This window comes from Amycolatopsis sp. cmx-4-83, from assembly GCF_046548815.1.
In the GTDB taxonomy this organism is placed as follows: domain Bacteria; phylum Actinomycetota; class Actinomycetes; order Mycobacteriales; family Pseudonocardiaceae; genus Amycolatopsis; species Amycolatopsis pretoriensis_A.
This window is the reverse complement of the sequence record NZ_JAEBEF010000004.1, coordinates 387,376-411,808: the sequence shown is the minus strand read 5'-3', so window position 1 is coordinate 411,808 and position 24,433 is coordinate 387,376. Positions and strand designations below refer to the sequence as shown.

The 24,433-nt window shown below is 70.6% G+C and carries 25 protein-coding genes and 1 pseudogene; 18 read left to right on the top strand and 8 right to left on the bottom strand.

Annotated elements, in window-relative coordinates; translation table 11 throughout:
- The first annotated feature begins 44 nt into the window (after window positions 1-44).
- Window positions 45-1,004, top strand: a complete 960-nt coding sequence (locus ACLJQM_RS14415) for an amidohydrolase family protein (RefSeq protein ID WP_410631622.1) — start codon at window positions 45-47, stop codon at window positions 1,002-1,004.
- Window positions 1,005-1,065: 61 nt separating this feature from the next.
- On the opposite strand, the gene ACLJQM_RS14410 is transcribed toward ACLJQM_RS14415, so the two are convergent.
- A complete protein-coding gene (locus tag ACLJQM_RS14410) occupies window positions 1,066-2,301 on the bottom strand; it encodes an MFS transporter (protein ID WP_410631621.1) in 1,236 nt (411 codons plus the stop codon).
- A gap of 185 nt (window positions 2,302-2,486) precedes the next feature.
- Between ACLJQM_RS14410 and ACLJQM_RS14405 the strand changes: the two genes are divergently transcribed.
- Window positions 2,487-3,173, top strand: coding sequence for a GntR family transcriptional regulator (locus tag ACLJQM_RS14405; protein WP_410631620.1), 687 nt, complete (start codon window positions 2,487-2,489; stop codon window positions 3,171-3,173).
- A gap of 91 nt (window positions 3,174-3,264) precedes the next feature.
- A complete protein-coding gene (locus ACLJQM_RS14400) occupies window positions 3,265-4,440 on the top strand; it encodes an amidohydrolase family protein (RefSeq protein ID WP_410631619.1) in 1,176 nt (391 codons plus the stop codon).
- Window positions 4,441-4,443: 3 nt separating this feature from the next.
- Here ACLJQM_RS14400 and ACLJQM_RS14395 read toward each other — a convergent pair whose 3' ends face one another.
- The 3 genes from ACLJQM_RS14395 to ACLJQM_RS14385 all read right to left on the bottom strand — a co-directional run bounded on the left by ACLJQM_RS14395 (window position 4,444) and on the right by ACLJQM_RS14385 (window position 7,799).
- Window positions 4,444-6,018: an FAD-dependent monooxygenase gene (locus ACLJQM_RS14395; protein ID WP_410631618.1), complete on the bottom strand. Its 1,575-nt coding sequence runs from the start codon at window positions 6,016-6,018 to the stop codon at window positions 4,444-4,446.
- Window positions 6,018-6,911, bottom strand: a complete 894-nt coding sequence (locus tag ACLJQM_RS14390) for an alpha/beta hydrolase (protein WP_410631617.1) — start codon at window positions 6,909-6,911, stop codon at window positions 6,018-6,020. The genes ACLJQM_RS14395 and ACLJQM_RS14390 overlap by 1 nt, the downstream gene beginning before the upstream one ends.
- A 153-nt stretch (window positions 6,912-7,064) precedes the next feature.
- Complete coding sequence (locus ACLJQM_RS14385; protein ID WP_410631616.1) at window positions 7,065-7,799, bottom strand: GntR family transcriptional regulator; 735 nt, start codon at window positions 7,797-7,799, stop codon at window positions 7,065-7,067.
- 142 nt (window positions 7,800-7,941) lie between these two features.
- Between ACLJQM_RS14385 and ACLJQM_RS14380 the strand changes: the two genes are divergently transcribed.
- Genes ACLJQM_RS14380 through ACLJQM_RS14365 form a run of 4 tightly spaced genes read left to right on the top strand, consistent with a single transcriptional unit; the run spans window position 7,942 to window position 10,933 of the window.
- Window positions 7,942-8,781 carry a fumarylacetoacetate hydrolase family protein gene (locus ACLJQM_RS14380; RefSeq protein WP_410631615.1) on the top strand — a complete coding sequence of 280 codons (840 nt, stop codon included), beginning with the start codon at window positions 7,942-7,944 and terminating at the stop codon, window positions 8,779-8,781.
- A gap of 43 nt (window positions 8,782-8,824) precedes the next feature.
- The gene (locus ACLJQM_RS14375) at window positions 8,825-9,397 is read left to right on the top strand and encodes a VOC family protein (protein ID WP_410631614.1); all 573 of its coding nucleotides are present in this window, start codon (window positions 8,825-8,827) and stop codon (window positions 9,395-9,397) included.
- A 34-nt stretch (window positions 9,398-9,431) separates the two neighbouring features.
- A complete protein-coding gene (locus ACLJQM_RS14370; protein ID WP_410631613.1) occupies window positions 9,432-9,851 on the top strand; it encodes a hypothetical protein in 420 nt (139 codons plus the stop codon).
- Entirely contained in the window at window positions 9,848-10,933 is a 1,086-nt protein-coding gene (locus tag ACLJQM_RS14365; RefSeq protein ID WP_410631612.1) for an amidohydrolase family protein, read from the top strand. Before ACLJQM_RS14370 ends, ACLJQM_RS14365 begins: the two co-directional genes overlap by 4 nt.
- Here ACLJQM_RS14365 and ACLJQM_RS14360 read toward each other — a convergent pair.
- Entirely contained in the window at window positions 10,911-11,351 is a 441-nt protein-coding gene (locus ACLJQM_RS14360) for a MarR family winged helix-turn-helix transcriptional regulator (protein ID WP_410631611.1), read from the bottom strand. The genes ACLJQM_RS14365 and ACLJQM_RS14360 overlap by 23 nt on opposite strands.
- 71 nt (window positions 11,352-11,422) lie before the next feature.
- Between ACLJQM_RS14360 and ACLJQM_RS14355 the strand changes: the two genes are divergently transcribed.
- The 3 genes from ACLJQM_RS14355 to ACLJQM_RS14345 all read left to right on the top strand — a co-directional run bounded on the left by ACLJQM_RS14355 (window position 11,423) and on the right by ACLJQM_RS14345 (window position 14,330).
- The gene (locus tag ACLJQM_RS14355; RefSeq protein WP_410631610.1) at window positions 11,423-12,982 is read left to right on the top strand and encodes an FAD-dependent oxidoreductase; all 1,560 of its coding nucleotides are present in this window, start codon (window positions 11,423-11,425) and stop codon (window positions 12,980-12,982) included.
- Window positions 12,975-13,853: a cyclase family protein gene (locus ACLJQM_RS14350; protein WP_410631609.1), complete on the top strand. Its 879-nt coding sequence runs from the start codon at window positions 12,975-12,977 to the stop codon at window positions 13,851-13,853. Before ACLJQM_RS14355 ends, ACLJQM_RS14350 begins: the two co-directional genes overlap by 8 nt.
- A 75-nt stretch (window positions 13,854-13,928) precedes the next feature.
- A complete protein-coding gene (locus ACLJQM_RS14345) occupies window positions 13,929-14,330 on the top strand; it encodes a hypothetical protein (RefSeq protein WP_410631608.1) in 402 nt (133 codons plus the stop codon).
- A 346-nt stretch (window positions 14,331-14,676) separates the two neighbouring features.
- On the opposite strand, the gene ACLJQM_RS14340 is transcribed toward ACLJQM_RS14345, so the two are convergent.
- Both ACLJQM_RS14340 and ACLJQM_RS14335 read right to left on the bottom strand, forming a co-directional pair.
- Entirely contained in the window at window positions 14,677-14,868 is a 192-nt protein-coding gene (locus ACLJQM_RS14340) for a hypothetical protein (RefSeq protein WP_410631607.1), read from the bottom strand.
- A gap of 148 nt (window positions 14,869-15,016) precedes the next feature.
- Window positions 15,017-15,742, bottom strand: a complete 726-nt coding sequence (locus tag ACLJQM_RS14335; RefSeq protein WP_410631606.1) for a hypothetical protein — start codon at window positions 15,740-15,742, stop codon at window positions 15,017-15,019.
- A 220-nt stretch (window positions 15,743-15,962) separates the two neighbouring features.
- Between ACLJQM_RS14335 and ACLJQM_RS14330 the strand changes: the two are divergent.
- The 7 genes and pseudogenes from ACLJQM_RS14330 to ACLJQM_RS14300 all read left to right on the top strand — a co-directional run.
- A pseudogene (locus ACLJQM_RS14330) lies at window positions 15,963-16,409 on the top strand (histidine kinase); the annotation flags it as partial.
- 262 nt (window positions 16,410-16,671) lie between these two features.
- Complete coding sequence (locus ACLJQM_RS14325; protein WP_410631605.1) at window positions 16,672-20,106, top strand: SpoIIE family protein phosphatase; 3,435 nt, start codon at window positions 16,672-16,674, stop codon at window positions 20,104-20,106.
- Window positions 20,103-20,393: an STAS domain-containing protein gene (locus ACLJQM_RS14320; protein ID WP_410631604.1), complete on the top strand. Its 291-nt coding sequence runs from the start codon at window positions 20,103-20,105 to the stop codon at window positions 20,391-20,393. Before ACLJQM_RS14325 ends, ACLJQM_RS14320 begins: the two co-directional genes overlap by 4 nt.
- A gap of 222 nt (window positions 20,394-20,615) precedes the next feature.
- Window positions 20,616-20,876: a PRC-barrel domain-containing protein gene (locus tag ACLJQM_RS14315; RefSeq protein ID WP_410631603.1), complete on the top strand. Its 261-nt coding sequence runs from the start codon at window positions 20,616-20,618 to the stop codon at window positions 20,874-20,876.
- 201 nt (window positions 20,877-21,077) lie between these two features.
- Window positions 21,078-21,452 (top strand): STAS domain-containing protein, encoded by a 375-nt coding sequence (locus ACLJQM_RS14310; RefSeq protein ID WP_410631602.1) that lies wholly within the window; start codon window positions 21,078-21,080, stop codon window positions 21,450-21,452.
- A complete protein-coding gene (locus ACLJQM_RS14305; protein WP_410631601.1) occupies window positions 21,449-21,904 on the top strand; it encodes an ATP-binding protein in 456 nt (151 codons plus the stop codon). Before ACLJQM_RS14310 ends, ACLJQM_RS14305 begins: the two co-directional genes overlap by 4 nt.
- Before the next feature lie 49 nt (window positions 21,905-21,953).
- Window positions 21,954-22,658, top strand: coding sequence for an STAS domain-containing protein (locus ACLJQM_RS14300; RefSeq protein ID WP_410631600.1), 705 nt, complete (start codon window positions 21,954-21,956; stop codon window positions 22,656-22,658).
- A gap of 150 nt (window positions 22,659-22,808) precedes the next feature.
- Here the strand turns inward: ACLJQM_RS14300 and ACLJQM_RS14295 are convergent, their stop codons facing one another.
- Window positions 22,809-23,162 carry a hypothetical protein gene (locus tag ACLJQM_RS14295; protein ID WP_410631599.1) on the bottom strand — a complete coding sequence of 118 codons (354 nt, stop codon included), beginning with the start codon at window positions 23,160-23,162 and terminating at the stop codon, window positions 22,809-22,811.
- A gap of 379 nt (window positions 23,163-23,541) precedes the next feature.
- On the opposite strand from ACLJQM_RS14295, the gene ACLJQM_RS14290 reads away from it, so the two are divergent.
- The gene (locus ACLJQM_RS14290) at window positions 23,542-24,348 is read left to right on the top strand and encodes a GAF and ANTAR domain-containing protein (protein WP_410631598.1); all 807 of its coding nucleotides are present in this window, start codon (window positions 23,542-23,544) and stop codon (window positions 24,346-24,348) included.
- Window positions 24,349-24,433: the final 85 nt, after the last annotated feature.

The window sequence follows — 24,433 nt, the reverse complement described above, 5'->3', positions numbered from 1 at the left end:
CCATTGGTGAACTCAATGCAATATAGTGAACCTCGGAGGACATCATGCGCGTGATCGGCCTGGAAGAGCACTTCGTGACCGGGGAGCTGGCCGGTTACGGCGCCAGTTCCGCGACGATCGCGCAGCCCGGCAAGTGGGCCGAGGCGTCCCGGCGCCTGCTCGACCTCACCGGCGAACGACTGTCCGAAATGGATGCCGCCGGGCTCGACGTCCAGGTGCTGTCGCTCAACGCTCCCGGCATCCAGGCCGAGACCGACCCCGCGGTCGCGGTCGCGCGCGCCACGGCCGTCAACGACCTGCTGGCCGAGACGATCGCCGGACACCCGGATCGCTTTGCGGGCTTCGCGGCACTGCCTCTCCAGGACCCGCAAGCCGCCGCCAAGGAGCTCGAGCGAGCCGTCACCCAGCTGGGCCTGAAAGGCGCGCTGGTCAACGCGCACACGCAGGGCCGTTACCTCGACGACCCGGCGCTGCGCGTGGTGTGGGAGTACGCCACCGGACTCGACGTCCCGTTGTACCTGCACCCGGCCAACGGCGTCGACACCGCGCACGTCCTGTCCGGGCACCCCGAGCTGATCGGTCCGATGTGGAGCTGGGGCACGGACACGGCGTCCCACGTGCTGCGGCTGATCTTCGGCGGGGTGTTCGACGAGTTCCCCGACGCCAAGCTGCTGCTCGGCCACCTCGGCGAGGGGCTACCGTACGTGCTCTGGCGGCTCGACTCCCGTTGGGGGTTCCACAACCACCACGGCATCGAACTCGCCCGCGAGCACCCGTCGGACTACCTGCGGCACAACCTGTACATCACGACCAGCGGTGTCTGCGACCACCCGCCGCTGCAGTGCGCCCTGCTCGCGCTGGGCGCCGACCACATCCTCTTCGGCACCGACTACCCGTTCGAAGAGATGGGGACCGCCACCGAATTCCTGCGCACGGCCCCGATCGACGAGGCCGACCGGGCCAAGATCGCCCACGGCAACGCCGAACGCCTGCTCGGGCTCTGACGCGATCGCGCAGTGCCCCGCCGGGCCACGCGGCATCCCGGCGGGGCACTGCTGTCCGGGGTTACGAAACGGGATCCGCCGCGAGCGCCGCCGTAGCCGCCGCCGTGCGACGCCGGGGAACCAGGACGCTGCTCACCGCACCGGCCAGCGCGGCCCCGGCGAACACGAGGACGTTGCCCGCCAGCCCGACGCCGTTCGCGACCAGCAGCCCGCCGATCGCCGGCCCCGCGGCCGCGCCGAGCCTGCCGATCCCAGACGTGACGCCGAGGGCGGTCGCACGCGCCGCGGTGTCGTAGTGCGTGGCGACGTACCCCCACAACACCGACTGGCTGCCGACCGTCATCGCCCCGGCCACGAAGACCAGCACCGACGTCGCCATCGGCGACCGGGGCGCGGTCAGCAGCAGCATGGCCGCGGCGGCGAGCACGAACAGCACCGTCGCCACCGCGCGGCCGCCGAAGCGGTCCGAGATCGCGGCGCCGACCAAACCGCCGACCACCGACCCGATGTTGAGCAGCAGCAGGAAAGTCAGGGCCGAACCCAGGTCGTAGCCCGCGCCGCGCATCAGCTGCGGCAGCCACGTGTTGAGCCCGAACACCAGGAGGAAGCCGCAGAAGTTCGCGACGGCGAACAGCAGCGTGGCCACCCCGGCCCGGCCGCGCAGGAGCGCCCGGACCTTCCCGCCGCCGGATTCCGCCCCGGCGGCGGCGAAGCGAACGGACTCCGGCAGCACCCACCACGCCAGGGGCACCAGGGTCACCAACGGCAGCGCGCCGAGGGCGAACAGCCCGCGGAACCCGATCGGGCCGAGCAGTGTGAGGGACGCGACCGCCGCGACGACGCCGCCGACGGGGAACCCGGACAGCATCACCGAGTTGTAGAACAGCTTGCGGCCCGCCGGCGCGGCCTCGACGACCAGGGCGATGGCGGTCGGCGGGATCCCGCCGAAGCCCAGCCCGGCCAGGAACCTGAACAACCCCAGCAATCCCGGCGTCGGCGCGAGCGCGACGAGCACCATCATCACCGAGAACCAGACGAGCAGGCCGATGAACAGCCGGCGCCGCCCGAACCGGTCGGTGAGCCACCCCGAGGCCGGCGCCCCGAGGAACATGCCCAGCAGGGCGTAGCTGCCGATCGCGCCGGCCTCGGCCGGGGACAGCCCCCACCCCGGGTGGGCCAGCATGGCGGGCACCACCGAGCCGTAGACGATCAGGTCGTAGCCCTCGAAGACGATGGCGCCGAAGCCGAGGGCGACGACGAGCCACGGGAACCGCGGCAGGGCAGCAGGAGAGGACATCAACGGCCTCCGGTTGTCTGCGAACGAAAGAGGAAGATCGATGCGGCGGACCGCCGCCCCTGGTCGCCCGATCCGGGCCGACACGCCGCACCTGGTGCGGCGGGTCTGTTCTACGGCCCAATGTTCGAGTTGTCAATAAACTTTCGAATCTTGGGGTTGCACTCGTAACCCGCTACGATGTCGCCATGAGCGGGAGTGCGGGCGCGACCCGAACGGACGCGGTCTACCAGCGACTGCGCGCCGACATCCTCGGCGGCCGGCTGACCCCGGGTGAGCGGCTGAAGTTCCCGCTCCTGTCCGAGCGCTATCAGACGAGCGTCGGCGCGGCCCGCGAAGCCCTCACCCGGCTGGCCGCCGACGGCCTGGTGACGACCCGGCCCCACCAGGGCTACCTCGTCACTCCCCTGTCGCACCGCGACCTGGCCGAGCTGACCCAGGCCCGGGTCGAGATCGAGTCGCTGGTGCTGCGGCTGTCCATCCAGGACGGGAGCGTGCACTGGGAGGCCCAGGCGATGGCCGCCCACCACCTCCTGGAGCGGACGCCGTTCGAGCACGCCGACGACCCCGACCACCCGTGCGACGAGTGGTCCGCGGCGCACAGCGCGTTCCACGCGGCCCTGCTGGCCGGCTGCGGCAACCAGCGGCTGGTCGCCACGGCCCGCTCCCTGCGCCAGGAGGCGGAACTCTACCTGCAGTGGTCGGTGTCCTTCGGGACCGAACCGGACCGCGATCTCGCCTCCGAACACCGGCAGATCCTCGAAGCGGCGATCGCCCGTGACTCCGACCGCGCCCAGGAACTGCTGCGCGACCACATCGCCCACACCGCCTCCCTGCTGATCCGCGGCGCTCCGGACGAACCGAACCACCTCTGACCCCGCCCACTCCGATCTTCAGGTCGTTTCGCCGACCTGAGTGTTATCAAATATATCTCGTGTTCGCCCAATGACGAGAGGACATGACGCCATGAGCAGCACCCCTTGGACCAGGAGGAAGTTCCTCGGCACCGCCGCGACCGGCGCCGCCGTCGGGATTCCCGCGCTGGCCACCGGAACGGCGTTGGCCGCGGGCACCGCGGCGAGCGAGAAGATCGCGCTGACGAACGTGCGCGTCTTCGACGGCCGGACGCTGTCGGCGCCGCGGACCGTGGTCATCGACCACGGCCTGATCGGCGTCACCACCATCGGCGCCCGCGTGATCGACGGGAAGGGCGCCACGCTGCTGCCCGGCCTGATCGATTCCCACATCCACCTGGAGAACGTGGCAACGCTGGAGCAGCTGACCAGCTACGGCGTCACCACCGGCCTGGACATGGCGTGCTGGCCGCGTTCGCTGGTCGACTCGCTGCGCCGCCGTCCCGGCCTGACCGACATCCGCAGCGCGGGCGTGCCCGCGACCGCCCCCGGCAGCCTGGAAAGCCAGATCCCCGGATTCCCGCAATCGGCACTGGTCAGCAACCCGAACCAGGCCGAGGCGTTCGTGGCCGCGCGGGTGGCCGAAGGATCCGACTACATCAAGCTGATCATCGACATCCCCGGGCTGGACCAGCCCACGCTCAACGCCCTGACGGCGGTCGCCCACCGCTACGGCAAGCAGGTCATGGCCCACGCGCCCGCCTCCGCCGCGGTCGCCGAGGCCCTGCTCGCCGGGGCCGACATGATCCACCACGTCCCGCTCGACACCGCGTTGACGCCGGCGGTCGCGGGACAGTACACCTCCCGCGGCCGCGTTTCCGTACCGACCCTGACGATCATGGAGGGGTTCGCCGGGCTCGGGATCCCGGGCACCAGCTACGCCGCCGCCCGCGACAGCGTCACCGCCCTCCACCGCGCCGGCGCGCAGATCCTCGCCGGCACCGATTCGAACCACACACCGGGGATCCCGGTGAACCCGCCGTTCGGCAGCAGCCTCCACCACGAACTGGAGCTGCTGGTGGGTGCCGGCCTTAGCACCGTCGAGGCCCTCCGGGCGGCGACCGTCCTGCCCGCGCAGGCGTTCCGGCTCTACGACCGGGGCGTCATCCTCCCCGGCTACCGCGCGGACCTGGTGCTCGTCGACGGTGATCCCGTCGCCGACATCCGGGCGACCCGCCGCATCCAGCGAGTCTGGGCCGGCGGGATCGAGCACGCGACCGCCGCCTGACCATCAGCGAGCCCCGCGGACCACGCCGAGCAACGCCCCGGCGTCCGCGGGGCTCGCATCTCCCGACCACGCGACCACCTGATCAGGACGCACGAGCAACAACGCGGCGGAGGCCTGCTCCGCGTACCCGGTGCCCGTCAGATCGGCGACGTGCAGCGGGAAACCGCACTCGCGGGCGGCGTCGGCGATCCGCTCTCCGCCGGTGTTTTCCCTCAGCACCAGCAAAGTGTGGTCCGGTCCCAGGACGTCGTAGAGCGACCGGCCGTCGTCGAGGAAGGCGTGGGGAAGCCGCGCTCCCGCCGCCACGCCACCACCGGACGGGAGCACGGGTGACTCGTCGATCCGCAGGCCGAGCACGAGATCGAGCGAATGGAACTCGGCCTTCTTCGTCTTCTGGATCCGGGCGCCCGCCGCTTCCCGCGCGCCCGCGCCCGCAGCGTCGTCGTCTTCGAGGTTGTCGGCGAGCAGTTCGGTCGAGAGCACCCGCATGTTGGCCGTCGCCGCCGCGATGACGCGCTCCTGAACCGGCCGCCGCTCCGCCTCATAACTGTCGAGCAGGCCCGGACCCGCCCAGCCGCCCAGGACGGCGGCGAGCTTCCAGCCGAGGTCCACGGCGTCGGCCACGCCGGTGTTCAGGCCGTGGCCGCCGAACGGCGGGTTGAGGTGCGCCGCGTCGCCCGCGAGGAAGACCCGCCGGTCCCGCATCCGGTCGGCGATCTGCATGCGTGCGGTCCACGGATCGGTCGACACGACCGTGGCCGCGACCGGCCGCCCGGCCACGGCGTCGACGAGGGCGCGCGCTTCGCGTTCGCCCGTCTCCCGGTCGACCCCGAAGGCGATGGCCCACCAGGTGCCCGCCTGGTCCAGCGGGCCGACCAGCGCCGGCGCCGACGGGTTGACGACCCAGTACTGCACCGCCGGCCCGTGCCGCGTGACCGTGTTCAGCTCCGGGCAGGTGAACACCATGCCGAAATTGGGACGCAGCGCTTCGCCGCCGACGTAGGCCGACCCGATCCGATCGCGGACCGTGCTGCGCGGGCCGTCGCACCCGAGCACGTACTCGGCGCGGACGGCTTTCCATTCTCCGGAAGGGGTTTCGATCGTGACGGTCACGACGTCGTCGGTCTGCTCCAGCTCGGTCACCCGGGCACCGAGCACCAGGCGGCACGGGTCGAGATCCTCCACGGCCTCGCGCAGCACCTCCTCCAGGACGTACTGGGGAGCTTGCTGACCGAGTTCGGCGAAGCGGTCCCCGTGGGGGGCCAGCCCGAGAACTCCGGTGAACCGCGACAACTCCCACCCGGTCAGCGACGTGCAGAACACGACGTCCTGCGACCAGCCGACCGGCAGCGGTGCCCGCTCCCGGAGGCGCTCGGCCAGTCCCCACCGGCGCAGGTGTTCCATGGTGCGGACGTTGAGGGTCTTGCAGCGCGGCCGCGCGATGGACACCGTCACGCGCGGCTCGACCACGAGGCACTCGACGCCGCGGCGACCGAGCTCGACCGCCGCGGCCAGCCCGACCGGTCCCCCGCCGGCGATCAGGACCGGGACGGCGTCGGGAAGGTCGTCGACCGGCATCACCGCACGCTTCCGACGCGGGCCCAGGCGGCGCACTCGTCGGCGAAGGCCAGCTGACGCAGGTGCAGCGCGTGGCCGAGGACGTGGTGGTCGATGCTGTGGCCGGTACCGCGGGCCACGCTCGCGTCCACGAACGGCGCCGAGCCGAACATCGCCGCGAACTTCGCGACGTTCTCCGCGTTGCTCTCCCACAACGCGTCGAACTCCGCGAGTGCATTGTGGACCGGGACGCGCACGTTCGGCGCCACCGTGGGCAGGTGCTCGCGGGGCCACGCGGGCGCCTGGACCAGCTCCCGGACCGGAACCGGGGCGTACGCCTCGTGCGCCTGCGCGAGACCGTCCGCGGTGTAGGTCCCCGGCGGCCCGAACATCACCTGGTCGCGCTGTTCGTACGGGAGGTCGACGGTCTCGTCCGGCGGCAGCGAACCCAGGGCTTCGGCCGCACCGCCCGACGGGATCACCGCGCCCATCCCCGTGGCCGAGACGCCGATGAGAGGGAAGTCCGGCCGGCTCGCCGCGATCATCAACGCGATCATGCCGCCGATCGAGTGCCCGACCAGGAACACCTGCTCGCTGCCCGCGTCCTTCGTCGCGGCGATGATGGCGGCGGCCAGCAGTTCGGCGTGCCGCTCGAAGGTGTTGGCCGCGGGGTCGAGCGGGGTGCTGCCGCCGTAGCCGGGGCGGTCGAACGCGATCACCCGGTGCCCGTGCGCGGCGGCGACGTCCAGGAACGAGCCGCCGGTGGAACCCGCGACGTCGAAGTAGCGGGCGGTGTAGGTGCCGCCGTGCACGGCGACGATCAAGGGCCGGTCCGACTGCGCGGGCCCGGCCGCCAAGGCCGTGAGCGTGACGCCATCGGTCTCGTAGGTCAGGACTTCGCGTTGCTGGGCCATCGTTGGCCTCCTGCCAAAGGGAAAAGGGGAGTGCGCCGACCCGCACGTGGGCTGCGAAGAGCGCACTCGTGCCCGGCACCGTGCCAGGGAGAGTAGACGCTATATGTGATAACGGCAATGCCGAAGTTCGAGCCGGCACGCCTCGTCAGGAAGTCAGCGGGTCTTGGTTTTCTTGGTTGCCCGCGCACGCTTCGGCACATCGGCCGGCTCGCCGTTCCCGAGGGCCCGCAAGGCGAGCTGCTCGTTGCGCTCGAGGTGGTCGCGCACCGCCTGCGCTGCCGCCTCCGGGTCCCGGCGGCGGAAGACCTCGATCAGGCTTTCGTGGGCTTCTTCGCGGCGGTGGTGTTCCTCCGGGTCGGGGTCGAGGGCCCCGAAGCCGATCCGGATGTAGCGCTCGGCGGCGCGCCAGAGCGTGCTGAGCAGCCGCACGTCCCACGCGCTCGCGGCGGGCGCCAGCAGAGCCAGGTGGAAAGCGTGGTGCGCGTCGTAGATTTCGTCCATCCCCAGCCGCTCGTCGCCGAACCCCGCGGCCTGCCGCTCGAGCCGGTCGAGCTCCCCGTCGGACAGCAGCACGCACGCGCGGCTGGCGATCTCCGGCTCGATCGTGCGCCGGAGCCGGTAGATGGCCTGCAGATCCTGGAGGTCCAGCGGCGCGACCAGAGCGCTGCGGCCGGGGCGGGTGATGACGAGGCCTTCGCTCTCCAAGTTGCGCAACGCGTCCCTGACCGGGATGAAGCTGACGTTGAGCAGCCCGGCGATCTCCCGCAACGAGAACTCACGCCCGGGCGCAAGGTCACCGCACAGGATCGACCGGCGCAGTTCCGTGGTGACCTGCTCGGTGACCGAGCGCGATTCGATCGGCCGCACGCCGGTCGACGGTGATGCCACGGAAGCCCCCTGCTCAGTCGGATGCGAGCCGAATCGTCCTCAACTATAACGCCTACCTGCGCGAACACCCGTCCGGCACAACCTTGCTGTTATCACATATAATTGCTATGTTGTCATCGGAGGCCGGAGCAAAGGAGCCGTCATGCGCATCGTCAACGCGGCCGGTCGGGCATGCCTGGTCACCGGCGACGGCTTGATCGACATCGAATCCGCCAGCGGCAGCCTGCCCTCGGATCCGCAATGCCTCTACGGCCATTGGGATGACCTTCGCGACTGGGCCGCCGAACGCACCGGCAGCGTGCCCCGGCCCTACCGCGCCGAAGTGCTCGGGTCGCCCGCGCCACGGCCCCGGCAGGTCTTCGCGATCGGGCTCAACTACCGCGAGCACGCGGCCGAGTCCGGGATGGACGTTCCCGAAACGCCGGTGGTGTTCACCAAGTTCCCCGCGTCGATCACCGGACCGGCCGCGCTCGTCAACCTGCCGCGCGGCTCGGTCGACTTCGAGACCGAGCTGGTCGTCGTGCTCGGCCGCGAGGCCTACCAGGTGCCGGCCTCGCGGGCATGGGACCACGTCGCCGGCCTCACCTTGGGGCAGGATCTGTCCGAGCGGGAGCTGCAGCTGAAGCCACCGGCTCCGCAGTTCAACCTCGGCAAGTCCTACCCCGGCTTCGCGCCGATGGGACCGGAACTGGTCACTCCCGACGAGTTCCCCGATCGGGACGACATCGGTCTCGGCTGCCACCTCAACGGCGAGCAGATGCAGAAGTCGCGCACGAGCGACATGATCTTCTCCGTCGGCGAGATCATCGCCTACCTGTCTTCGATTCTGCCTTTGTATGCCGGCGACGTCGTCTTCACCGGCACCCCGGCCGGGATCGGCATGGCCCGCCGGCCCGCCCGTTTCCTGAGTGCCGGAGACGAACTGGTGACCTTCGCGGAGGGCATCGGCTCGATGCGCACCCGGTTCATTTCCCTACCTTAGACCCGACCCCGGACCTTCACTCAACGCCGAGAAAGGAAACCCGATGCCCGCCAAGCCCAAGTTCGCCCACGTGGTGTTCCAGACCAGTCAGGCCAAGGAAATGCGGGACTGGTACTGCGCCGTGCTCGACGCCCACGTCGTCTACGAGGACGACAACCTCACCTTCATCACCTTCGACGAAGAACACCACCGCGTCGCGCTCCTCAACTCCCCCGTCCCGCTGGAGCGCAAGACGCCGGCCACCGCCGCGATGCACCACACGGCCTACACCTTCGACCACCTCGACGACCTGCTCGCGCGCTACGAATCGCTGCGGGACAAGGGAGTCGCGCCGGCCGTGTGCATCGCCCACGGCGTGACCACGTCGATGTACTACCAGGACCCCGACGGCAACTTCGTCGAGATGCAGGTGGACAACTTCGCCGAGCCCGACGACGCGACCGCGTACATGAACGGCCCGGAGTACGCCGCCGACTCGGTCGGCCCGGCGTTCGACCCGCAGGCGATGCTCGAGGCCCGCCGCGGCGGCGCCGACGTCGGTGAGCTGACCGACCGCGCGTGGTCGCTCAAGGCCGAGCTCCCCAACCCGATGTCGGTGCTCGTCGGTGCCCCCTGAACCGTTGACTCCCCCCGAGTGCCTCCTGTGCCGGATGGAAGACGCCGACGAGTCCTCGGTCGTCTTCCGCGACGACCGGTGGGCCGCCGAAGTCGTGCCCGCCTACGCGGTGCCCGGCTGGTTCATCCTCCGCACCCGGCGCCACGCCGAACGCATCACCGGGCTCGACGACGGCGAACTGGACTCGCTCGCCCGCCGCGCCCGTGACCTCGTCGCCGCCATCACCGAGGTCACCGGCGCCCCGGCGACGTACCTGCTCGTCTTCGGCGAGAACTACCCGCACTTCCACGCGGTAGTCGCCGCCCGCGGCGACGACGTCCCACCGGACCGCCGCTCCGGCGACATCCTGAAACTCGTTCCCGACCGCGTCGACCCGGCGGCCGCGACCCGCCTGGTCCCCGCGGTCCGCGACGCCTACCGGCTCGCCGCCAACGCCGGGAGGATTCCTTCGTGAAGATCGCGCTGCGCAACGTCCGGGTCTTCGACGGCCGCGAACTGACCGGACCGTCCACTGTGGTCATCGACGGACCGGTCATCGGGACCGACCCGGCCGGCGCCGACGTCGTCGAGGGCGGCGGCGCGGTGCTGCTGCCCGGGCTGATCGACGCCCACATCCACCTCGAAGACCGGCGGACGCTGGAAAAGCTCACCGGGTGGGGTGTGACGACCGGCCTCGACATGGCGACGTGGCCACCCGGCCGGCTCGCGGCCCTGCGCGACGTCCCGGGTCTGTGCGACATCCGCAGCGCCGGCACCCCGGCGATCGGCCCGGGCGGCCCGCACGCCCGGATGCCGGGTCTCGCGGACAACGCCGTTCTGCAGACGGCCGAGCAGGCGCAGTCCTCTGTGGACCAGCGCATCGCTGATGGCGCCGACTACCTCAAGCTGGTGCTCGAAGCCCCCGGCGAGGGCGGTCCGGAGCCGGCGGCCGCCCACGCTTTCGTCGAGGCCGCCCACGCCCGTGGGCGCTCGGTCGTCGCGCACGCCGCGTCGCCGGGCGCGTTCGCGCTGGCCGTGGGAATCCACGCCGACGTCGTCACGCACGTCCCGCTGGGTGCGCCGTTGACCGCCGATCTCGTCGCGGAAGCGCTTGCGGCGAAGACGATCACGGTCCCCACGCTGTCCATGATGGAGACCATCGCGGGCAACGTCGGCCGGCCACCGGCGTTCGCGGGGGCATCCCGCAGCGTCGCGGCGCTGCACGCCGCGGGTGTTCCGGTCCTCGCGGGCACTGACGCGAACAGCGCACCGGGTGCACCTGCCCGCGTCGAGCACGGCAGCAGCCTGCACCACGAACTGGAGCTGCTCGTCGACGCCGGGCTGTCGCCCTTGGAAGCCCTCCGCGCGGCCACGGTCCTGCCCGCCCACCACTTCGGCTTCGACGACCGGGGCGCCGTCGAACCCGGCCTGCGCGCGGACCTCGTCCTGCTCGACGGCGACCCGACCACCGACATCACCGCGACCCGCAACCTCCTGCGCGTCTGGTGCGGCGGCATCGAGCAGGAGCCGTTCTTCACCGCGGCCACGCTCGCGTGAGCCGGTCGCGCAACCCGGCGAGTCCCCCCGGACCCAGCCGGCTTTCGAGATCCTGCTCCAGGTCACGGATAATCCCGGATGCGACGTCACGACGCTGACAACCCGCGGCGGTGAGCCCGATGAGGGTGCTGCGCGGGAACCCCGGTCCCGGCGCACTGGTCAGCAGGCCTTCGCCGACGAGCTGGGTGACCGCGCGGTGCATGGTCTGGCGGGTGACCCCGGCCCGGCGGGCGAGTTCGGCGACGCTCAGCGGCGCGCTGGGGTCCAGGTGCGCGAGCACGGCCGCGTGCGCCGGGGTGATGGGGGCGACGCCGGCGGCGTCCAGGCGCTCCACCAGCTCCTCGGAGAACCACCGGACCCCTCGCTGGAGGAGTGCGAGCAGCGGCAGGTCCACCTCGTCGCGACTTTCCCGGCCCATGGCTCGCGCTCCTTCTGCTCGTGGGATAATCTCCCAGTGTCAGGTTGGGTGACACTGGGAGGAGAGAGGGCATGACAGGTTATGACGTGGACGTCCTCGTCGCGGGCGCGGGGCCGGTCGGGCTCGCGGCGGCGCTGCAGCTGGCCCGATGGGGTGTCTCGGTGCGCCTGGTGGACGCCGCGCCGGGCCCGGCCACGACCAGCCGCGCGCTCGGCACCCACGCCCGCAGCCTGGAGATCTACGACCAGCTCGGGATCCTCGGCGACATCGCCCCGCACGGCACGAGGGTGAACGCGTTCATCCGCCACCAGGCCGGCCGCGCGAGCCGGGTCGACTTCGACTTCGGCGACCTGGCGACCCGGTTCCCGTACATGTTCAACATCGACCAGGTGATCACCGAGCGCGTGCTGCGCGCGCACGCCGGCTCGGCCGGGGTCGAGGTGGAGTGGAACACCACGCTGGAGTCGTTCCAGCACGACGACGAGGTCGTCACGGCGGCGTTGCGCACCGGCGACGGCTCGAGGCGGGAGACCGTGCGCGCCCGCTACCTGTGGGGCTGCGATGGCGGGCACTCGACCGTCCGCAAAGCCCTGCAGCTGCCGCTGACCGGTGAAGCCGCCCACACCTGGCTGATCGCCGACGCGATCGTGCGCACCGACCTGGACCGCGACGGTGTGCACTGGCTGTTCCCGGCCGGCGGCGCGCTGATGATGTTTCCGTTCCCGGACTCCCGCAAGTGGCGGCTGCTGGACACCACCGGCGAAGGAGAGCCCGACCACCCCGAGCGGATCGCCCGGCAGCTCGGCACCAAGCTGTCCCAGGCCCTGGGGCGCGACACCGTCGTGGAGCGCCCCGGCTGGGCGTCGAAGTTCACCATCCAGCAGCGCGCGGTACCCGCCATGCACGTCGGGCGGTGCTTCGTCTCCGGCGACGCCGCCCACGTCCACTCCCCCGCGTCCGGGCAAGGCCTCAACACCGGCATCCAGGACGCGTACAACCTGGCGTGGAAGCTGGCCATGGTCGTCCACGGTCACGCCGATCCCGTGCTGCTCGACACCTACGACGCCGAGCGCGTTCCCATCGGCCAGGCGCTGCTCGCCTCCACCGGCGAGGTCATGAACACGGCCATGGTCGACACCGGCGGCGAGGACACCCACGACTCCGATCACGGCTTCATGCGCCAGCTCATCCGGAGCATGTCGGGGTTGGGCATCGCCTATCCCGACAGCGCGCTCACGGTGCCCGGCCGGGAGCCGGGCGACGGTCCCCAACCCGGCCAGCGACTCACCCAGGTCTCCGCGGCCGATGCGCAATCACCCGGCTGGACCACACTGCGCTCGGTGCTGCGCACACCAGCCTGGCACCTGCTCGTCCACACCGACCGCACCTCCACGGCCGGCCAGGCACGGCCGGCCTGGCTGGCGGAGACGACGATCAGCCGGCGTCGGCCGGATGAGGGCGTGTGGGACCCCGACGGGCGGGTCCGGGACACGCTGGCCTTGGCCGAGGGGCAGTGGATCCTCGTCCGTCCCGACGGCTACCTCAGCGCGCGCGGCTCCGGTGACACCGGCCTGCGCGCCGCGTTCGACCGGCTGACCAGCCTGAACACGCGGGAGTCCGCACGTGCCTGACAACATCGACCGCCTCACCAACTGGGGCCGGTGGGGCGCCGACGACGAGCTCGGCACCCTGAACCTGATCACCGACGTGACCCGCGCGCGAGCCCTGGCGGAGGCCCGCACCGGCCGGTGCGTGTCACTGGCCAGGCCCATCGAACCGGCGTCGATGATGAGCGGGCCGTTCGCCCCACCCACCCCGCCGTCGCCACCGGTGCAGCAGGCGATGCTCTACACCGGCACCCCGCCGATGGGCATGGCCGAGGTCCTGGTCGTCACCCCTCACAACCCCGAGCTGACCCACCTGGACGCGCTCGTGCACATACCGGTCGACGGGCACGTCTACCCCGGCCGTCCCCTGACCGAAGCCGTCACCCCGACCGGCGTGCGGCACGGGTCGACGACCGCGTTCGCCGACGGCGTGCTCACCCGGGGCGTCCTGCTCGATCTCGCTCCCGGGGACCGGCTGCCGCCGGCGTACCCCGTCACCGGCGCCGACCTCGACGCCGCGGAACAACGCAGTGGGCAACGCGTCGAACCCGGAGACGCCTTGGTGGTGCGCGGCGGGTGGACCTTCTCCCGGGACCCGGCAAACCCGATGCCCGGCATGACCGTCGACGCCGTCGCCTGGATGCGGCAACGCGACGTCTCCGTCTACGCCGGCGACATCGGTGACGCGCACCCCCCGGTCGACCCGCAGGTCCCGCTGCCGCTGCACGTGATCGGGCTGGCCCGCCTCGGCATGCCGCTCATCGACGGCGCCGAAGTCGAGAAGCTGGCGGCCGTCTGCTCCGAGCTGAACCGGTACGCGTTCCTCCTCGTCATCGCACCGCCCCGGCTGCGCGGTGCCACCGGCGTACCGGTGAACCCCCAGGCGATCTTCTAGTTTGTTGCGGGTCATGACGTTGCGGCGGCAGGATGAGACGGACGGCCCTGGACGCGCCCGCGGTCGGATTGCACGATGGGCTGGCTCACCGCGACCGCTCAGGTCGTCCGCCGTCTCCACGCCGGGCGCCTGGTGAATTCGCCCAGCCGTGCTCCAGGGCCGGCTCGTCTCGCCACCGCTCTGACAGGCGTCGAAAACGGCGAGATCTCGCTGTTCGCCGACGAAACCGTGCGGCAGTGGATCGCGCGCCGCGGCCCGCGTGGTACCGGCATCGCCGAAAACGGCTGGCCTCGACGGCGAGCAGCTCGGCTCGGGCTGCTGCGGCCTCGCCGGCAACACTGGATCCTCGCCGGCCGCTTCAGCTGCCGCACCCAGATCCACGAACTTGACGGCGGCGGCCGCGAAGGCCGTCACGGCGGTGAAGCTTGTTCGCCGGTAACGGCCAGAAAGGGCACGGTGAAGGCGATGAGCGAATGAACGAACCTTGGCCGTCCAGGAGGTCGCCTCCGCTCTCGGCCTTAGCCGTCTGACGTGGTTTGCGAGACGGGCGAGTTCGCGTCCGCGGAAGTCCGATTCGCCGGTCGGGCACTCGACCGGGCCGAGCTCCTCTCCCGGGAGGCCTTGCACGGCAGGTTTCCTGACCGCTCGCGGGGTCGTCCGGCTCGAAGTCCGTGACGGCGACCCTGCCGAGTCCGCAGCGCCCACCGCCGCGGACGGTCGCGAAGTTCGTCACCGATGCCGTAACGGCATCGGGAGAACTCGTCGTGCGCCGCCGCGGTGAACGCGACCGCATCCTCGAACTTCTCGACCGGCCGTTCCCACCTTATTTCCGACTCTCCAGAATCTGACGCTGATCGGATAGCGTGCAACCGCCAGGCAGCGGGCGGAAGACGTAGTTCTCCTCCGCACCTGGGTGGGTTTGAGCAATTTTCTTACCACACTCTTCGGGTGCCACTACCGCTTTGATCGTGTAGACCTTGCGGTTGTCTCCCGGATCGCCGATCGGCTGGTCCACCATGACAAGGTAACGTCATTTCGGATCGCGACCGGCTGGGGTCCGCTGTTCTGGTCGTACACCAGGTAGAAGTTGTCGTCGTAGGCGTCGTAGTCGAACAGCCCCACCGACTCACCCGGCTGCAGGGCGCAGACACGGCCCGTGACCTTTACACCGCAACCCCGTCGATCTCGGTGCCGTGGTCGGGTTCGGTCAGCGTCACGGCGCGATCACACTTCTCGGCGAGGTGTTCGTCGGACTGGGCGGAGGCACCGAAGGCGAAGCGGAGGGTGCTGATTTGTTGATCGTGGCGACGACGACGGTACCCACTACCCCGATCAACGCCACCAACACGGCACTGAGCAACCCGATCCATGCCTTGTTCATGCCGTCCCATATACGCCGAGGAGCGATTCAGTTCTGCGAGGTGAGGAATCGAGGATCGAGGTCCGGGAGCAGGTTTCTCAGGAACACCGGCAATAAGGCGCTGCATGGCGTCGAAGCACGGGTGCGCCGCGACCGTGGCGCCGGAGGCTCTATGACCGCAGTTGCCGATGTGCACCGGCGGCCCGGGACGAAGTGTCCCGGGCCGCCGGCCGTCTGCGAAGACCATCGGGGAGTCCGCGTAGTCGTTCACGCCGCCGACGTCCCGGCCGTGGCGATCGGTCACCGACACGATCGGGTTCGGCGGGCACCACGTGCCGCCGCTCATGAGCGTTGCCGAGACATTCGTCATCTCCAACAGGCGGACCGCGCTGTTGCCCAAGGTGAAGGACAGCAGGCTCTGGAAGCACCGAGACTGCGGCTGGTTCCACCGCGGGTCCGCCGAGCGCGCATCGCCGGGCGCGGCCTTCCGACTCGCCGAACCTGATTCCAGCGCCGGGAACGCCTTCACTGACCGGCGCCCTGTTCGCCACCCATGCGGCGATCGCACTCGCCGGAGCACAGCTGCTGGTCGCCGTCGAGCACCTCGACCCGGTCCGCGCGTTCCGGATGCTCGTCAAGTCTTTGCAGGACACCAGCATGAAAGCGCACCAGTTCGCCGCGTCGCTGCCCCGGCGAACCCCGTACCGCGACGATAGTCTGCCGACAACGAAGCAAACCGGAGGCGTTGGATGGGTTTCGAAGAGGCTGGGCGGGACCCGAGACCGGAGTCCCGAATCGACGCGTTCACGGCCGACGACGAGATCGGACCGCACCTCGCGAAGGTCGATTGGGCTGCGACGCAGCTCGGACCACCCGCGCAGTGGCCGCAGAGCCTGCGCACCGCCGTGAACATCCTGCTGTCCTCCCGCTTCTCGATGTGGATGGCGTGGGGCCCGGACCTGACCTTCTTCTGCAACGCCGCCTACCGCCGCCAGACGCTGGGCCGCAAATACCCGTGGGCACTCGGCCGGCCGGCGAGCGAGGTGTGGGCGGAGATCTGGGACGACATCGGCCCGCGGATCCAGACAGTGCTCGACACCGGCAAAGCCACCTGGGACGAGGCGCTCCTGCTGTTTTTGGAACGCTCCGGCTACCAGGAGGAGTCCTACCACACGTTCTCCTACAGCCCGCTGCGCGACGACACCGGCCAGGTCGTCGGCATGCTGTGCGTGGTCAGCGAAGACACCGAACGCGTCATCGCCGAACGCCGGATGGAGACGCTGCGCCACCTGGGCTCCGACCCCAGCGTCATCCGCACCGAGCAGCAAGTTTTGCGGTTCGCCGAACGTCAGCTCGGCCGCAACCAGCGTGATCTGCCGTTCACGCTGACCTACCTCGTCGACGACACCGGCGCCGCCCGGCTGGCCGGCTCCACCGGAGCACCCGGCCGCCCCGCCGGTGCTGGTCGCCGACGACTCCGACACCTGGCCGGTCCCGGCGCTGGCGGCAGGCGTGCCGGTCGTCGTCGACCTCGACGACGACCGGCACGCCGGGCTACCCGCCGGGGTGTGGCCGGAACCGCCCACCCGCGCACTGGTCGTACCCCTGCGGCAGCGGGGAACCTCGCCGTACGGATTCCTGGTCGCCGGGCTCAACCGCTACCGCGACCTCGACGACGGCTACCGGGGGTTCATCGACCTGGTGGCCGGGCACCTCGCGGCCGGCGTCGCCAGCGCACGCAGTTACCAAGCCCAGCAGCGGCGGGCGGAAGAGCTGGCCGAGCTGGACCGGGCGAAGACGACGTTCTTCTCAAACATCAGCCACGAGTTCCGCACGCCGCTCACGCTGATCCTCGGACCGGTCCAGGAACTGCGCGGACGCCAAGACGGCCTGGACGACCAGATCCGCGAGGAGCTCGACGTCGTCCACCGCAACGGCCTGCGGCTGAGCAAGCTCGTCAACTCCCTGCTCGACTTCTCCCGCATCGAAGCCGGCCGCATGCAGGCGGGCTACGCACCGGCCGACCTCGCGGTCGTCACCGCGGAACTGGCCAGCGTGTTCCGGTCTGCGGTGGAAAGGGCCGGGCTGACGTTCACCGTGGACTGCCCACCGCTCGACGAACCGGTGTACCTGGACCGCGAAATGTGGGAAAAGGTCGTCTTCAACCTGCTCAGCAACGCACTCAAATTCACCTTCGACGGATCCGTCGTCGTCGAGGTCCGCCGCGACGACGACCACGCGGTGGTCACCATCGCCGACACCGGCGTCGGTGTACCCGAGGCGGAGATTCCCCGGCTGTTCGAACGGTTCCACCGCATCGAGAACGCCCGCTCCCGCTCCAATGAGGGCAGCGGCATCGGCCTGGCGCTCGTGCGCGAGCTGGTGGAGCTCCACGGGGGCACCATCACCGGCGACAGCACCGAAGGTACCGGAACCACCTTCACCGTCCGCCTGCCTTTCGGGGCCGCGCACCTACCGCCCGACGCGGTCAAGCCGACCGGAGCCGACGGCGTCACCTCGACGACCGCGGAACAGTACGTGCAGGAAGCCCTGCGCTGGCTGCCCGGCGAGCACAGCGACGCTGCGGTGGCCCAGCGGATGAGCGAGGCGACCAGCACGAGCGCCCGCGTCCTGATCGCCGACGACAACGCCGACATGCGCGAATACCTGGCCCGCCTCCTCGTGGGCGCCGGCTACCGCGTCGGCACCGCCGACGACGGCCGGGAAGCCCTCGCCGCGATCCGCGCCGCGCCGCCCGACCTGGTGATCAGCGACGTGATGATGCCCGAGCTCGACGGTCTCGCACTGGTTGCCACGCTGCGCGCGGAGCCGCGCACCGCCGCCGTGCCCGTCCTGCTGCTGTCGGCCCGCGCAGGTCAGGAAGCGTCCATCGAAGGCCTTCAGGCCGGCGCCGACGACTACCTCGTCAAGCCGTTCGCCGCGGCCGAACTGCTGGCTCGCGTGCGGGCCAACGTCGAGCTGGTCAGGCTGCGCACCCATCACGCCCGCTGGCGCACCGCGCTGGTGGATTCGCTCCAAGAAGCCTTCTTCGTCTGCGATTCCGACGGCGCCGTGATCGAGATCAACGCCACCTTCGCCGACATCCTCGGCTACGGCCCGGAAGGGCTGCCCTACACGCCGGTCCACCCGTGGTGGCCGAACGCAGGCAGTGATCCCGAGGCCTACCGGCAAGTCCGCGAAGCGTTCGACCTGCTGCTCGACGCTCCGCAAGGCAGCTACACGATCCCCGTTTCGCACAAGAACGGCCACCGCCTCTGGGTCACCGCGACGTTCAACCACGTCGCCGATCCCGACACCAGCCGACAGGTCACGGTGGGCACGTTCCGCGACGTCACCACCGAGCACTACGCGGTGCGACGCCAGGAAGTGCTGGCCGCGCTCACCCAGCAGCTCGCCCAAGCCGACACCGTGACCGAGGCCCTGTCGGCCACGGTCGAGGAACTGCGCCAGGTGTGGCGGGCCCACCGCGTCCTGGCCGTCACGTTCTCCTCCGCCGGCGACGGAACGGCTCCGCCGCTCGTGATCGGCGCGGGCGAACCGGCGCGCTGGCCCGACCTCGCCCCCGAGGTGGCGCAGGCCATCACCGCGTTGAGCGAAGGCGATCTCCTGGCCCCGATCGCCGGGGAGCCCGGGACCGGTGGGGTCGCGCTGCAGCACCCGGACGGCGTCCTCGTCTTGTGGGTGTGGCTCACCGAACGCCGGCCCTTCACCGACGAGGACCAGCTGCTGCTGGCCGTGCTCGCCGGCCGGCTGGGGCAAGGCCTCGCGCGGGTACACCAGCTCGACCAGCAGCGCGCGGCGGCGCTTGCCCTCCAGCACGCCATCCTGGGTCCACAGCAGCTGCCCGGCGGCTTCGCCGTCCGCTACCAGCCGGCGTCACCTCCTCTGCAGGTCGGCGGCGACTGGTACGACCTGATCGACCTCGAAGACGGACGCATGGCGCTGGTCGTCGGCGACTGCGTCGGACACGGCTTGGCCGCAGCCACGGTCATGGGGCAGCTGCGCAGTGCGTGCCGTGCCCTGCTGCTCGAACACCCGACCCCGGCCGCCGCCTTGACCAGCCTCGACCGCTTCGCCGCCCAGCTGCCCGGCGCCACCTGCACCACTGCCTTCTGCGCGGTGCTCGATCCCGGCACCGGCGAGCTGACGTACTCCAGCGCCGGCCACCCACCGCCGATCCTCGTGCACGCCGATCGCTCCACTCACCTACTCGAGGACGCGCACTCCATTCCGCTCGGCGTGCGACCAGGACGTCCCCGCCCCGAAGCGCGGGTCGTCGTGCCGCCCCGGGCGACGCTGCTGGCGTACACGGACGGACTCGTCGAACGCCGGCGCCGTCCACTCGACGAAGGCATCGGCCGGGCCACCGACTTCGTCAGCGAAGGCCACGCGACCGCACCGGAGGAACTGGCCGGCCTGCTCATGTCCGGCATGGCCCCGGCCAACGGCTACGAGGACGACGTCGCGCTGCTGCTGTACCGCCAGCCCGGCCCGCTCGAGCTCGACTTCCCCGCTGATGCGGGCCAGCTCGCCCCCACCCGGAACACGCTGCGCGGCTGGCTCGCCCGCTGCGGCCTGGACGAGGGCCAGATCCAGAACGTCCTGGTCGCGGCGGGGGAAGCCGTGGCCAACGCGATCGAGCATGGCCACCGCGACTCCCCCGGAGGTCTGGTCCGGTTCCGCGCCACCGCCCTGGTCGACCGACTGGAGTTCACGATCGCCGACAGCGGCCGGTGGAAACCCCCGCAATCGGACCCCGACAGCCACCGTGGACGTGGGATGGAGTTGATGAAAGCGTTCATGACCGAGGTCAGCGTCCACCCCACCGCGACCGGCACGACCGTCCACCTGCACACGGAGATCGCCCGATGACGACCCCGCTCACCCTCGACACTGGTCACGCCGAGAACGGCACGACGGTGCTCACCGCGACCGGCGAGGTCGACCTCAGCAACGTCGCCGACTTCACCCAAGCCCTCGCCGACGCCACCAGCACCGGTCAGGTGACCGTCGACCTCCGCGGTATCGCCTACCTCGACAGCGGCGCTGTCAACGCGCTCTTCACCTACGCCGACCACATTCGCCTCCTCGCGCCTCCGCTGCTGATGCCCGTGCTCATCGTCAGCGGCCTCACCGAACTCGTCGACGTCGACGGGTAGCCCCCACACACGGAGACGCCGAGCGCCACGAAGGCCGCCACGCCCTTCGAGATCACCGCCGCGGTCCGAGATCGCCGCAAGCGAAGACGGCCGGGTCCGCGTCGTCGCTTTCTGGCCGGTCAGGTCGCGCTCAGGCGACGGATCGGCAGCCCTGGCTCGGCGCGGTCGCGACGCGGCTGCGCGCCGAGGGGCACCGCACTACTGCGGATCCCGTTCGAGCACGTGGCCGAGGTCGGCAGCCACCTCACCCTGTCGCTGCGCTCGGAGGTGCTGGCCGAACCGCCGCTGGAGGGCTGGCTGCGCGAGCACCTGATTGGCGAATCCCGGGAGCCCGCGATGTACGCAAGTGACCTGCTCGGCGCGACCGCCTACGACCGTTCCGGACAGCGGCTGGGACGCGTCGCCGACCTGATCACCGAAGGCACTCCGGTGATCCGCGCGGTGCTAGTCGCGCCGGGCCGGAGAGCGCGGTTGCTCGGCTAGGAGCGGAACGACATGAGCAGGCCGTGGGTCATCGACCACATCGCCGAGTGGGTGCACCGTGACCTGCGCGAGGTGTCCTGGAACGACGTCCAGCCGGGTACCCACCCCGACCATCGTGAATGACCGGAACACAAACCTTCACGTTTGGCCCCCGAAGGAACAGGGTAAAGACGGATAGTTGTACTAGTCGGAGGGATACAGGTGACCGCAGAGGGCCGACTCCTCCCGCAGGATCTTTTGCGCGTGGCGGCCCACCACCCCAGCGGTATCGACAGCGTGACCGTCTTGACCGTAGTCGGGGAAGTCGATCTGCTCAGCGTGCCGGTGCTGGACGAGGCCGTCACCGCGCGGCTCACCGCCGAGCCGGAACTGCTCGTGATCGACCTGACCGACGTCTCGTTCCTCGCCTCCGTCGGCATGACGGTCCTGCTCAAAGCCCAGCGTGACGCGGGTCCGAACGCCCGGGTCCGCGTCGTCGCTCCCGAGCGCAGCGCGGTCGCCCGCACCCTTGAACTGACCGGTTTGCTCGACGCGCTGGCCGTCACCTCGACCGTCTCCGCCGCGCTCTCCCGGTGACCATCGCCGTGCCCGACCCGTCCCCCAAGCCCCAGCCAGGTGTCGACGAGCGCGCGGTCACCGCGATGGAGGACCTGCAGTGCCTGGCCGTGCCGGCCGTTGCCGGACAGCTGGTTCTGCTGCGCGAACACCTCGACGCCTGGACCGAGCGCGCCGGCCTGGACCAGCAAGCACGGCAAACGCTGCTGCTGGCGGCCTATGAGGCAATGGCCAACGTGGTCGTCCACGCCTACCGGGGTGCCGACGGCGTCCTGGACCTGCACGCCTGCGACCGCGGCGACGTCGTGGTCGTCACCGTCGCCGACCACGGCCGCTGGCAGCCGGCCGCGCGGCCCGGACCGCTGCACGGCCGCGGGCTGCCGCTGATCCGCGCACTGTCCGCGGAAGCCGTGGTGGAGAAGAACGCGGCCGGCACCACGGTCACGATGACCTTCATCCGCCAGCCCGGCTAGCGATCACGCCGGCGCGCCAACGGACACCTGCGCTGGAAGACTCACCGGCATGGGCGACCACGGCGCGCAGCCGACCTGGATGATCACCATGTCTTCCCCCGGCATCGACGCCGATGTGGAAGTGGTGGTGTCCGGCGCCGTCGGCCCGGCGGCACACGTCGAGCTTCGCGACACTCTGCGCCTGGCGCTGCTGACCGCCCGCTCACCCACACCGCGCGCGCTCACCGTCGCCATGACCGCGGTGACGTCCACCGACGACTTCGTGGTGCGGGAACTGCGCGAGCTGGCCTCGGATTGCGCGCGGGAGTACGTTCGGCTGCGTATCTGCGTCCCACCCGCCCTTCTCCCTCAGTTCAGTGAACTTGCGCCCTTCCTGCAAGTGGCGGATTCGACCGCGACGAGCACATGGCCTCTGCAGGTCGTGCCGACCTGGATCGACCAAGCCACGCTGGTCGTTGCCGTCACCGGCGAGCTCGACCTGGTCAGCACCCCGCACCTGCGCGACGACCTCGCGGTCATCCTGGCCGGGCAACCCCTGCGGCTCGTACTCGACCTGACGCAGGTCAGCTTCCTGGCGTCCACCGGAGCCAACGAAATCGTCCGGCTGGCCCACACCGCCACCGACGACGCGGTGACCATGCACGTCGCGGCCGGCGTGCACAACCGGCGGACCTTCGAGCTGCTCGGCCTGGCCGGGACGGTGCTGCGCGTGTTCGACACCCGCGTCGACGCACTCGCCGCCTTCGCCGCCTAGGTCGTAACCAGCCCATCACTACCGAGGTGTCCCGGCTGCTGAACCGCCCGCCGCGCAGCCTGGAAGACTTTCTCGGCGAGCAGGCCTGGCGCTTCCCCGAGGAGGCCTGGACCTGACCCACCGGGTCACCACCACTTGCACGCTCGCCTTTTACCAGTTCCACACAGCCGCTGTCCAAGAGGCAGGCGCAGCGGCGGTCAGCTGCGGGATTGCGGTCACCGCCTCACCGGAATCGCTGGGTTGACAACCGTGGTTCGCTTCGATTGCCGACTGCAGTCGGCCGACGGTGTCGACGTAGGCCAGCAAAGCTGGCCGTCGGCGTCGCCCGCTGACCGCGCTGAGGAAGTCGGTGGTGTGCGGCCAGGCGATCAGCAGAGCGAGGAGTTCCGGTACGGCCCGCTCGGTCCGCGCTCGCCGTGCTTTCGCCGGGGGCGCGAGACCACGTAGCACGCAGTAGACGGCGGGGTCCTCATCGAGCAGCAGCGCACCGGCGAGCGCCGCCACCACCTCGGGTAAGGGATGTCGATCGCGGCCGGGTATGGGACCGTTCGCCGGCGAGAAGGTCGTGCTCCTGCGGGCGGTCCAGGTCCCGACGGGCGCGCGGGAACACCCGGGCGAACAGAGTCTTGCCAGCGTCCATCCTCGCCACCCCATGCCTTCGCCCCGATTCCTGAAGGCGACCGTAGGCCCCGGATCAGCCGACCAAACCCAGACTGGTCAGACTGTGAGTGATTCGCCGGCGAGGCGCACTGCAGCACACCTTTACTCTGATCGAACTTCGAGCGAACCTCTCGCTCCTCCTGCGGCGACCCCTACGGCTAAGTTGGTCGTTGCGATGGTTGAGCAGGCAGCCGTCTTCTGCGGGAACTCCAGGGAGAACGGCATGACCGGTGAGCAGGATTGGCAGCTCGACAGAAAGGCGTTCGTGTCGAACGCCGACGTGGACCCGACCGGCCCCGCACCGCTTGCTGAGCGGTTCGCCCAGTTGACGGCGACGTTGCTGGCCGCCCCCTCGGTCGAGGACGTGCTCCAGCGCATCCTCGATGCCACGATCGTGATGGTTCCGGCCGCCGACCTGGCCAGCTTCACCGTGCTGGACGCCGATGGTGGCTTCCACACCCCGGCCGAGACCCACGATCTCGCCACGGACCTGGACCTGCTGCAGTACCGCTTCGCCGAGGGCCCCTGTGTTGAAGCAGCGGTGCCCAGCGGGCCTGCCGTCGCGATCTGCCCGGATCTGGCCGATGAACCGCGCTGGCCGCGGTGGGCACCCGCTGCGGTAGAGCTCGGCGTCAAGTCCGTTCTCGCCACCGCCCTGATCCCCGGCTCGCCGGCAGGTAGCTCGGTCGGCGCCCTCAACGTCTTTTCACGGGCCGCGAACGGGTTGGACGAGGCCGACCGTGACGTCCTGCTACTGCTGGCCACGCACGCGTCGCTGGCCCTGGCCACCACAGACGCCGTGACCCGTGCCGAGCTGAAGGCCGCGCACCTGCGCACAGCGATCGAAAGCCGAGACGTGATCGGTCAGGCCAAGGGCATCATCATGGCCCGCCGCGGCGTCTCCGCGGACGCCGCGTTCGAGGTGCTCCGGCGCACGTCCCAGGACCTGAACGTCAAGCTGGCCGATGTGGCGTCAACCCTGGCCACGCGGCACACCGAGATTGACTTGCCGGCCCCTGACCCGTTGTAGTGTTCCGCTTCGTTTGACGCTCAGCGCCGTCGCGCCGGCATGAGGCACCATGACGACCGCCGCTGCTACGAAGGTTCCCGCGCAG